The sequence below is a fragment of the Dehalococcoidia bacterium genome, assembly GCA_028711995.1.
In the GTDB taxonomy this organism is placed as follows: Bacteria; Chloroflexota; Dehalococcoidia; order SZUA-161; family SpSt-899; genus JAQTRE01.
Map to the genome: position 1 here is coordinate 1 of JAQTRE010000100.1, position 10,402 is coordinate 10,402.

Consider the following 10,402-nt stretch of genomic DNA (forward strand, 5'->3'; position numbering starts at 1 on the left):
TTGGCTGTTCTCATGGAGGATTCTCCCCCTCAATCTGAATCTGAGTTGATTCTACCAGATACGTGGGGGTGAAGGCATTACAAAATCAGTCAAAGTCGAGGCTGAAATCAAAACTAAACAGCCTCCCTATTGAAGAGAGGTGGGGGTGTCCCGAAGTCAGCGGTCAGCCATCAGTTGATCAGTAGTAGAGGCGATTCTTGGGGTCGACCTTCCAAAAGAGGATGAAGGGATACTTCCCTTCCGGGGGTTTGGGGGTGTCCCCCAAATGTCTTTTCTTCCCCCTCTTCCAGAATGGGAGAGGGGGATCGAGGGGGTGAGGGCAACTGAACCATGGATGAGAAAGCACTGGCCGGAGTGAGGGTGATCGAATATGCCAGTCTTGTCGCTGGTCCGTATTGCGGCAAACTGCTGGCTGACATGGGCGCTGAGGTCATGAAGATCGAGGAGCCCGGAACGGGCGACGAGGCAAGGCGAATAGGCCCGTTCCTGAATGATATCCTAAATCCTGAGCGCAGCATCCTTTTCATGTACCTCAATACGAACAAACGGGGAATCACCCTTGATCTGGAAACACTTGAGGGGATGAATACCTTCAAGAGACTTATTGAGAATGCGGATATCCTGATTGAAGACAAGTCTCCTCGGATGATCAGGAAACTGGGACTCTCATTCGATATCCTGGCGGCAATCAATCCCAAATTCATCATGACATCCATCACTCCCTTCGGACAGACAGGGCCCTATGCCGAGTATAAAACTCATCCGCTCAACACGGCGTTCAGCGGGGGTTTGGGATATTCAAGTCCCATCGGAGAGCCTGTCAAGCCCGGAGGGATGTTCGCAGAGTATGCCTGCGGACTGAGCGCTGCCACTGGAACCTTGGCTGCCCTGTATGTCCAGAGAAAAACAGGTATGGGGCAGCATATTGATATCTCCAAGCAGGAAACGATCATAGACCTCAACCGATTGCCGGCGGCGCAATATGCCAACATGCCATACCCCGATTACGCCCGAATGAGGATCAAGAACAGAGAAACCATGCCTCCGATACCCTGCAAGGATGGCCATGTGGTGATCTCGGTTCCTGAGATGCATCAATGGCATGGCTGCGTCCGGCTTATGGGCAATCCGGAGTGGGCGCAGAATAAGGCGTATGACGATAATGCGGAACGTTTGGCCCGTTTTGAAACAGAGATCAGGCCCAGGCTGACGGAATGGGCAATGAAGCATACTCGTGAAGAGATATATCATCAAGGGCAGGCCTGCGGCTGTCCCACAGCGCCGATTCTATCCGCCGAGGACGTGGTGAAGTCGAAACAGTTGAAAGCGAGGGAATTCTTTGTCCAGGCTAAAGACTCGGATGGAGATGTGATGACGTTTCCCGGAGCGCCCTGCAAATTCTCGAGGACGCCGTGGGCAATCGGCAGTACAGCGCCTTCGCTTGGCCAGCACAACGAACTGATCCGCGTCAAAAGGGAAGCGGGCGCTCATTCAGAAAAGAGGTCAGCACAACAGGAAGGCGCGATGAGGTATCCCCTGGAAGGGATTCGAATTGTCGATTTCACCTGGGCGTGGGCCGGTGCTCATGCAACGGACCTCCTTGCCATGCTGGGAGCCGAGGTCATCAAGGTCGAGAGCAACAGCCGGATCGATGGTTGCAGGTTCTTTTCGATTACGACCGGTCAGTTCTTTGAAAACATCGAACTGTCTCCCGCCTTCAATGATATGAACCTGAACAAGCTCAGCATAAACCTCAATCTGCAGCATCCCGGAGGGGTTGAACTGGCCAGGGAGTTGATCAGGATTAGCGATGTGGCCGCTCAGAACATGCGCCCCGGGGTCATGGAAAGGCTGGGGCTGGGCTATGAAGTCCTGCGGAAGGTCAACCCCGAAATCATCTTGCTTTCCTCTTCTGCCTCAGGCTTGACCGGTCCGGAACGAGCATATACAGGATATGCAACAAACTTCGCCGCGATCGGCGGCCTGTCGTACATCACCGGCCATCCTGACGGACCTCCAATCCTTTCGATGGGCGAAGTGGACCTTTTGAGCGCCACCACGTCTGCTTGGGCTGTTCTTGCCGCGCTTATCCATCGGCAGCGGACGGGAGAAGGCCAGCATATCGATGTCTCTTCTTCTGAGACCGTCAGTGTTCTGATCGGAGATGTGCTCATGGATTATCTCATCAACGGCAGGGTTCAGTCTCGTAAGGGCAATCTCGATGAATTCATGGCACCCCACAATTGTTATCGCTGCAAAGGGGAAGATAAGTGGATCAGCATTGCCATCGGGACTGAGGCGGAATGGAGAGCCTTGTGTCAGATCACGGGTCATCCTGAATGGATGAGCGATCCGAGATTCATCGACGCATCGTGTCGTCGGCAAAATCAGGCAGAACTGGACAAGCTGGTCGAAGGCTGGACATCGGAAAGAACGCATTATGAAGTGATGGAGACCTTGCAGGGCGTCGGAGTGGCTGCTGTCCCGTATTTTACCAGCGAGGACCTCTGTACCGATCCTCACCTTCGCCACCGCAAATGCTTCGTCGAAGTCGAACACCCGTTCATTGGCAGGCAGACAGTCGCTGCGCCGCCCTGGAAATTGTCCAGAACCCCGGCAGAGATCACCCGCCATGGTCCGCTCTTCGGGGAACACAACCAATACGTTTTTGGAGAACTCCTGAGGATGAAAGCGGCTGAGATCGAGCGTCTGGTGAAAGAGCAGGTCATTTATTAGTGTTGTCAATCAGCTAAAGCGGGACTCATTGGCTAGCGGACAACAGCCAGGCTCTTCGAATACAAGATGAGCCCTAAAAGTCTGGTGGACACTGTTTTGATATCGGGACCACGCAACTAATCGTCCATCAAGGAAGTCCATCTGTTGAGAAAAAGATCGAGGGTATATTGGCTTGGAGGCACAAGCTTCCTTGTCATCGATTGTTTCGTGAGAGAGCCCATTCGCAAGGTCACCGGAAATACGATCTTCCTCTTGCCTGTTTATCCGTTTCGCTAACCACGCGATGCTCAAGCCGTTTCTACTGTGAAGGCCATGACTTCATCGATGCAGGAGGCATCACAAAAGAGCATCACCAGCCTGTCCATGCCGAGGGCAATACCGCCGCTTTCAGGAAAATGAGCCATGGCCTCGAGGAATCTCCGGGGCGTGGGAGGGGGCCTTCGCTCTTGAGCGATTTGCTTTATTTCCCTGGCGAAACGCTCAGTCTGTTCCTTAACATCTGCAAGCTCGCTATAGGCATTGGCAATCTCCAGACCGCCTATGAAAATCTCGGCGCGCTCTGATTGCGTGGGATCATCCGGCTTCAATCGGGCAAGGGACGCCATCGCGGCAGGATAGTCCATCAGTACGGTGGGCCGAGCAGGTGAAAATCGAGGAATGACTTTGCAGACCAGATCATCGTCGAATCGTACAGGGTTTGACTTGAGTACGGGATCCCATCCTGCGGCCTCCCTGAACGCATCCCGGACCGTCACTCTGGGCCACGGCGGTGTGAGATCGATTTGGCAACCCTGGTAGCTGATGACCGGGCCTATGCCGAGGCCATTCGTAATTTCCTGTAGGAGGTCTTCCGTATCGCGGATCATCTGCAGGTAATCGCCGCCTGTTCGGTACCATTCCAGCATGGTGAATTCAGGATTGTGCCAGCGACCGCGCTCGCCTTTGCGAAAGGTATGTCCGATCTGAAAAAGATTCTCGTACCCCGCGGCGAGCAGCTGTTTCATGTGGAGTTCGGGGGAGGTAATCAGAAAGCAGCCTTCGCTTTCTACAGGGGAGATTTGTAGCTCAGGGGCAACTGTTGCTGCACGAATCGGGGTTTCAACTTCAAGAAAGCCACAGTGTCGAAAAAACCCGCGAGTCAATTCCATGATGTGGGCGCGACGCTCGAGATTGGGCTTGATCCGGGAGAGCCTCAGACGTTCCTCATCCATGAGATATTATTTCTTCTGAGTGATTCGCTCCACGTAGGCTCCAGTGCGCGTATCGATCTTGACGATATCGCCTTCATTCACAAACGTGGGAACCCCGATGGTTAGCCCAGTCTCCAGAACGCTCGTTTTGTTTTGCGCAGTGCGAGTATCCGTCTTGCTTGATGCTGCAGTCTCGATAACCGCCAGTTCAACAAAGTTGGGAAGAAGAATATCGATTGGCCGGTCTTCCATCATGACGCCGGTAACCGCAATTCCCTCTTTGAGGAAGTTTTTCTTATTGCCTACCTTTTTTTCACCCAACATGTACTGGTCGAAGGTCTCGGTATTCATGAACACATAATGATCGCCTTCGCGATAAAGGTATTGCATTTGTGTGGAGGTCACATGAGCTTCTTCCACCTTGTCTCCGGAGTGATAGGTGATGTCGAGAGACGTATCCTCCAGCAGGTTTCGGAGCCTGAGGCGGTAGACTGCCCGGCCTTTCCCGGGTTTCATGAAGTCGTATTCCTCTACATTGTAGGGAACCCCATTGATGAGTAGCTTGGAGTTCTTATGTACTTCCCCGATCTCTATTGCCAACTGTTTTCCCTCCTAGCGATGTGGCGTTCCGGTTCGAGACTGCTTAAACACAGAGAATCATAGCGTATGCCAGGGTATTAGTAAAGGACGACCTTCGGATAGAGGCGCAGTTTCCCAAACGAATGCCTTTTCAAGGACTTGCAGCGAATACTTTGTCCGGTTGCCATAGCCCTTTCTCGGCATCGAAATGAACCAGCGCCAGAAAACGCCCGCTCGTTGAGTAAGCCCGGCACTGATTCCCAATGGCTTTCTCCTGCCCTTCGGCCCAGGGGAAAGGTCGACCGTGTGCGATATCTGCCTCGCTTGCCTCGTCGACGGTGATCGACGTGAGATGGGGAAGCGCCGTGTCCATAGGCGAGATAATCGCTTTCCATTGTTTCCCTTGAAAGGCTTCCTGGAGTTGGGCAACGCTGATGGCCTCTTCGATGCAAAAGGGACCGCTGCGAAGTCGGGAGAGCTTACTCAAGTGTGCGCCACACCCCAGAGCCTGTCCGAGATCGTGGGCAAGAGAGCGGATATAAGTGCCCTTGCTGCATTCCACTTCTATGGAGAGGACGGGATTTTGCCAGCTTTGCACGTCGAGGCGAGAGATGGTGACTTGCCTTGGCATTCGGGGTATCTCGATTCCAGTGCGTGCCAGATGATAAAGGGGTCTCCCTTGATATTTGATTGCGCTGTACATTGGGGGTATCTGCTCAATGATGCCGGAAAATGAGTTCAAAGAGGGTTTTATTTTTTCCAGTGTCAACGATGCCGTATCGCCTTGTTGAGTGGTGGTGCCACTGGAATCATAAGTGGTGGTGGCGCTGCCAAAGCGTATCTCGGCCTGATAAATCTTGCCGGCCTCGGTTAGATAACGTGCCAGCTTTGTTGCCTGACCCAAAAGGATGGGCAATACCCCTGTGGCATCGGGATCAAGGGTTCCGGAATGGCCTACCTTTCGTTCACCGCTGAGCTTGCGTGTCAGCGCGACCATCTGGAAAGAGGTTTTCCCTTGAGGCTTGTTGAGGTTGATGATACCGTCAATGGTCAAGCGTCTCAATTCAGACTCTATTTGTCAGGAGGATTGGTAACGACCCGGTCGATAAGCTGGAGCAAGTGATCTCCTTTCTCAATGGAGTCATCCCTTTCAAAAACGAGTTCGGGGGTGTAGCGCAGTTTAAGGCGCGCGCCGATCTCCCGGCGGAGAAAACCGGAGGCCGCAGCCAGTCCGGCGAATATCTCAGACTTCTCTTCCTCGGTGCCCATCGCGCTGACAAACACCTTGGCATGGGTTAGATCCGGGGAAATATTGACTTCTGTAATGCTGATGATCCCTTTGATTCGGGGATCATTAACCTGATGGGTCAGCAAGTCGCTGATCTCCCGACGAATAGCGTGATTGACCTGCTTCTGTCGGCGGCTCATTGTTTTTCCTTGCGATAGAACTCCAAAATATCACCGATGACGAAATCGGCGAATCCCTCAATGCTGATGCCGCATTCGGAGCCGGCGCCCATTTCTTTCACGTGATCCTTGAAATGCCTCAGGCTGTTTACGTTGGATTCGTGAAGCAGTTTCCCTTTTCGGATGACTCTTGCCTTACTGGTGCTGGTGACTTTTCCATCCATCACATAGCAACCGGCCACCACAGCAGATTTTACCTTGAACAGGGCACGCACTTCTGCATGTCCCTCAGTGACATCGACGTAGGTCGGCTCCAGCATGCCTGTAACCGTTTTTTCCATATCCTCGATGATTCTGTAAATGATCTGATAGTTGCGCATCTCAACGCCTTCGGAATCGGCCAGGCGCTTGACCCTGGGCTCTACACGAGAGTTGAAACCGATGATGATAGCATTGGAAGCAACCGCCAGCATGACGTCGCTTTCGGTAATATTGCCGCTCCCGGAATGGACAATTCTGACCTTGATCTCATTGTTCTGCAATCGTTCCAACGAGTTCTTGATCGGCTCGATGCTTCCCTGTACATCGGCTTTAAGGATGAGATTGACAGCCTTGGTTTCTCCGGCGCGTATTTGAGAGGAGATATCAGTCAAAGTGGTGGACTTGGCTTTGCGTACTTGCTGTTGTGCCTGCAGTTTCTCAATTATGAGTCTTGCTTCATGTTCACTGGCCGCTACAGTAAAGGCATCGCCCGCCTGAGGCACTTCGCTCAACCCCATAATCTCAACCGGCGTTGAAGGCCCGCTTGATTTCACACGCTTGCCCTTGTCACTAAACATTGCCTTCACTTTGCCCCAATGCCTGTTTTCCACTACCACGATATCCCCGGCCTTGAGGGTTCCATCTTGAACCAGCAGCGTGGCCAGCATTCCTTTGGTATTATCCAGTTTTGCCTCCAGGACGATGCCCTTGGCCGGCAAATCGGGATTTGCCTTGAGTTCAGCCAATTCTGCCACAATAAGGATATGTTCAAGTAAAGTTGAAATGCCTTCGCGTTTCTTGGCCGAAACGGGGATGGCAAGTACTTCGCCTCCCCATTCTTCAATTATCAGGTTCTGCTCTCCAAGTTGTTTCTTGACTCGCTCCGCGTCAGCGTTCGGTTTATCCATTTTGTTGATGGCAACGATAATGGGTACATTCGCCGCCCGGACATGGTCTATTGCTTCCAGGGTTTGGGGCATTATGCCATCGTCGGCGGCCACGACCAGGATGGCAATATCAGTTACGCTGGCTCCGCGAGCCCGCATCGCTGTAAACGCTTCATGGCCGGGAGTATCGATGAAGGTGATCTCTTTCCCATCAACGGTTACTTGATATGCTCCTATATGCTGCGTGATGGCTCCGGCTTCCTTATCTGCCACGTTGCTGTGTCGGATGGCATCCAGAAGGCTGGTTTTACCATGGTCAACATGTCCCAGAACGGTCACCACAGGTGGGCGTGGTTTTTGCGCCTTCGCCGCTTTCTTGGAAACTGGAGGCTGCTTCGGGGCCGGTGTCTCTTTTTCCTTTTCCTTTTCCTTTTCCTCTTCCCGTTTGAGCACCGGCGTGCGACCCAGATCAGTTGCTATGGCAGCCGCATCGTCATAGTTTACCGCCTGGTTGACGCTGGCCATAATGCCTCTGCGCATCAGCTGTTTGATGGCTTCGATTGGGGTAATACCCAGAAGGTCTGCCATTTGTTTTACCGTAAGGACACTGGGGAGAGAAACCCCCAACTCGGGTTTCTGGGACGTGGCTTTCCCCTTCTGAGATGGTGGTTTCTTGCCGGGTGATTGCTGCGTCATCCAACTCCTCTTTCCCCTGTCGTCAAGGTGACTGGAAGCGTTTTGCCGTAATCTGAGAGTGCCGATCTGTCTTCAGGAGCAACCTCAGTTTTAAAGGAGTGCGCCAGGCGGTCTTTTCGCCCTTTGGCAAGCGCCATATCCCAGCACTCTCTCCTTTTGCACAAATAAGCGCCGCGCCCTGCTTTCTTACCTCGTAAATCTATCTCGATGTTACCGGCAGGCGTATGAACAAGGCGGACAAGCTCGTGTTTGGGTTTTGTCTGATGACAAGCCACACATGTCCTCTCGGGAACATCATGCTTCGTGTCACTCATCCGTGAATGCATCTTCGAATCCGTCATCCTCAATCAGTTTGACCAGTTTTGCCTTTTTGGTTCCCTTGGGTTTTTCATCGGTGAATTTCTTTTTGCTTTTTTCTGTTTTGTCACCGGTTCGGGCTGTTTTAGGGAGAATATCCTCGGCAAAACGTATTTGTGGGCCCTCTGGAAGCGGTGGCCGTTTTTCAATCACGGTCTCTACAGGGATGATCTCCTCAGCGCTTTCTTCTGCAACTTCCGGCTCCGCCAGAACCTCTGCTTCCGGTACAACCGCGGCTAACTCCGCAGCCTTCTCGATGGCAGCTATTTCCGCAGCAATTGGAACCTCTATTTTCTCCGGGGCAACGCTACTGGCACTCTTGATATCTATCTTCCAGTTAGTGAGCCTTGCTGCGAGACGTGCATTCTGGCCCTCTCTGCCGATGGCCAGCGAGAGTTGCCCATCCGGCACAATGGCTATAGCCGACATCTGGGATTGGTCGATGGTGACAGCCAATGTCTGAGCAGGACTTAGCGCATTGGCCACAAAAACCTTAGGGTCTTGATCCCATTTGATGACATCTACCTTTTCGCCTTGCAGTTCGTTGATGATACTCTGGATTCGGATTCCGCGCAGTCCGATGCACGAACCCACCGGATCGATCTCTTCCTGCTTGGCTGCCACAGCGATTTTGGTGCGGGAACCGGGTTCTCTGGCGACCGCTTTCAGCTCCACCAGGCCGTTGCTGATTTCCGGGACCTCAAGCTCAAAGAGTCTCCGAACCAGGTTGGGGTGTGTTCTGGATAGTAGCAGTCGGGGTCCTTTAGTTGTCTGGCTAACCTCCAATAGATAGACCTTAAGCCTTTGGCCCGGGCGATAGTGTTCCGTTCGAACTTGCTCGGCTATGGGAAGCACGCCATCTGCTTTCCCCAGATCAACAATGGCGTGCCGGTGGTCCACCTGCTGGACTATGCCGGCGATTATCTCGCCTTCCCTGTGAGCGAATGTGCCGAATATGAACTCTCGCTCTGCTTCCCGGAGGCGTTGCATCACCACTTGCTTGGCAGTTTGCACGCCGATTCTCCCCGCATCCGGGGGATGGATTTCAACCTTGATGGTTTCACCCAGTTGGACGTCTTTTTGAATCTTCCTGGCATCGGCCAGAGAAATCTCATGCCACATGTCGGCTGGTTTTTCCGTGACGACCTTCTGAGCATAGACTCTGATCTCGCCATTGGTTGGGAGTATAGAAACTGCAATATCGTATTTCCCGATGGATTCATCCTTCCGATAAGTCGACCCCAAAGCTGATTCTACCGCTTTGAAGACTAGCTCTTTGGGTAGATTCCGCTCTGCTGCCAATTGAGTAATTGCTAACAGAAAATTGTTTTTCATGCGGCCCGTACTCCCTTAGCCTTCTTAGCAAAAATTAAAAAAGTGGGTACGTCACCCACTTTCCAGCAGCTTGAATATAGCATGTTTTGCAACGTATTGCAATATGATTGTGGGCTCTATTCAGCCTTCGGGAATTTAAAGCCACTCCACAGATTACGTTGTCATTACAGATTTACTGAAGCCATCTCATTTGCGTTTTGCGGGATTGTTGCGTCATTCTTCTTTCAGAGAAAAAATAGACTGAACAGTAAATGGATCAACGAGCCGTTGGTGAGTTGCACTGCCTGAAGATGGCTGCCGGGCTGGGATTCGAACCCAAACGTACGGCTCCAAAGGCCGTTGTGCTAACCGTTACACTACCCGGCAAAGCAGGAAAGAATGAGAAGCTCAGATCCCTCAACTGTCTTGAGGGGAGAATGCCGAAGGTCGGAGTCGAACCGACACGGGAGTCGCCCCCCAACGGTTTTTGAGACCGCCGCGTCTACCATTCCACCACTCCGGCCCGTTTCTCGCAAAAAACCCGGCCCACCGGGGTTGGGCGGGGTTGGCACTCAGCTGGAGCGGAAGATGGGATTCGAACCCACGACCTTCTCCTTGGCAAGGAGACATTCTACCGCTGAACTACTTCCGCATTGCTCTGGCTGGTGCCGAGGGGTGGAATCGAACCGCCGACACTCGCATTTTCAGTGCGATGCTCTACCGCTGAGCTACCTCGGCCGATTAAAATTCTACCTGCATATGCGAGGATAGTCAAGTCATCTAAGGGTTCTTTTGAAGGATACTGCAGGTGTTGATCAGAAATTGCCTCATGCCAGTGTTGTTTTGGCATATATGGCGTTCCTGCAAAAAGGTAGCGCCTTGGTATTGAAGCTGATATTGGGATGCGATAGACTCAAGTTGAGGCTATTCGACTTGAGGTGAAGGGATGTTCAGAGAGAACCACAGGCATAAGCA

At 52.5% G+C, this 10,402-nt stretch carries 8 protein-coding genes and 4 tRNA genes; 1 reads left to right on the forward strand and 11 read right to left on the reverse strand.

Annotated features, from left to right (window positions below; translation table 11 throughout):
• Positions 1 to 330: 330 nt before the first annotated feature.
• Complete coding sequence (locus tag PHV74_11905) at positions 331 to 2,736, forward strand: CoA transferase (GenBank protein ID MDD5095065.1); 2,406 nt, start codon at positions 331 to 333, stop codon at positions 2,734 to 2,736.
• Positions 2,737 to 3,023: 287 nt separating this feature from the next.
• Here PHV74_11905 and PHV74_11910 read toward each other — a convergent pair whose 3' ends face one another.
• The 11 genes from PHV74_11910 to PHV74_11960 all read right to left on the reverse strand — a co-directional run bounded on the left by PHV74_11910 (position 3,024) and on the right by PHV74_11960 (position 10,165).
• On the reverse strand, positions 3,024 to 3,947 hold the full coding sequence (locus PHV74_11910) for an EF-P lysine aminoacylase GenX (protein ID MDD5095066.1): 924 nt from the start codon (positions 3,945 to 3,947) through the stop codon (positions 3,024 to 3,026).
• A gap of 6 nt (positions 3,948 to 3,953) precedes the next feature.
• Positions 3,954 to 4,526 carry an elongation factor P gene (gene efp, locus PHV74_11915; GenBank protein MDD5095067.1) on the reverse strand — a complete coding sequence of 191 codons (573 nt, stop codon included), beginning with the start codon at positions 4,524 to 4,526 and terminating at the stop codon, positions 3,954 to 3,956.
• Positions 4,527 to 4,656: 130 nt separating this feature from the next.
• A complete protein-coding gene (gene truB / locus PHV74_11920) occupies positions 4,657 to 5,559 on the reverse strand; it encodes a tRNA pseudouridine(55) synthase TruB (protein ID MDD5095068.1) in 903 nt (300 codons plus the stop codon).
• Between the two features lie 17 nt (positions 5,560 to 5,576).
• Complete coding sequence (gene rbfA, locus PHV74_11925; GenBank protein ID MDD5095069.1) at positions 5,577 to 5,933, reverse strand: 30S ribosome-binding factor RbfA; 357 nt, start codon at positions 5,931 to 5,933, stop codon at positions 5,577 to 5,579.
• Positions 5,930 to 7,756 carry a translation initiation factor IF-2 gene (infB, locus tag PHV74_11930; protein ID MDD5095070.1) on the reverse strand — a complete coding sequence of 609 codons (1,827 nt, stop codon included), beginning with the start codon at positions 7,754 to 7,756 and terminating at the stop codon, positions 5,930 to 5,932. The genes rbfA and infB overlap by 4 nt, the downstream gene beginning before the upstream one ends.
• Positions 7,753 to 8,070, reverse strand: coding sequence for a YlxR family protein (locus PHV74_11935; GenBank protein MDD5095071.1), 318 nt, complete (start codon positions 8,068 to 8,070; stop codon positions 7,753 to 7,755). The genes infB and PHV74_11935 overlap by 4 nt, the downstream gene beginning before the upstream one ends.
• Positions 8,063 to 9,448 (reverse strand): transcription termination factor NusA, encoded by a 1,386-nt coding sequence (nusA, locus tag PHV74_11940; protein MDD5095072.1) that lies wholly within the window; start codon positions 9,446 to 9,448, stop codon positions 8,063 to 8,065. The genes PHV74_11935 and nusA overlap by 8 nt, the downstream gene beginning before the upstream one ends.
• A 291-nt stretch (positions 9,449 to 9,739) precedes the next feature.
• Positions 9,740 to 9,814 (reverse strand) — tRNA-Gln (locus PHV74_11945).
• 51 nt (positions 9,815 to 9,865) lie between these two features.
• Positions 9,866 to 9,950: transfer RNA gene (locus tag PHV74_11950), tRNA-Leu, on the reverse strand.
• Between the two features lie 54 nt (positions 9,951 to 10,004).
• Positions 10,005 to 10,079: transfer RNA gene (locus PHV74_11955), tRNA-Gly, on the reverse strand.
• 11 nt (positions 10,080 to 10,090) lie between these two features.
• A tRNA-Phe gene (locus tag PHV74_11960) sits at positions 10,091 to 10,165 on the reverse strand.
• Positions 10,166 to 10,402: the final 237 nt, after the last annotated feature.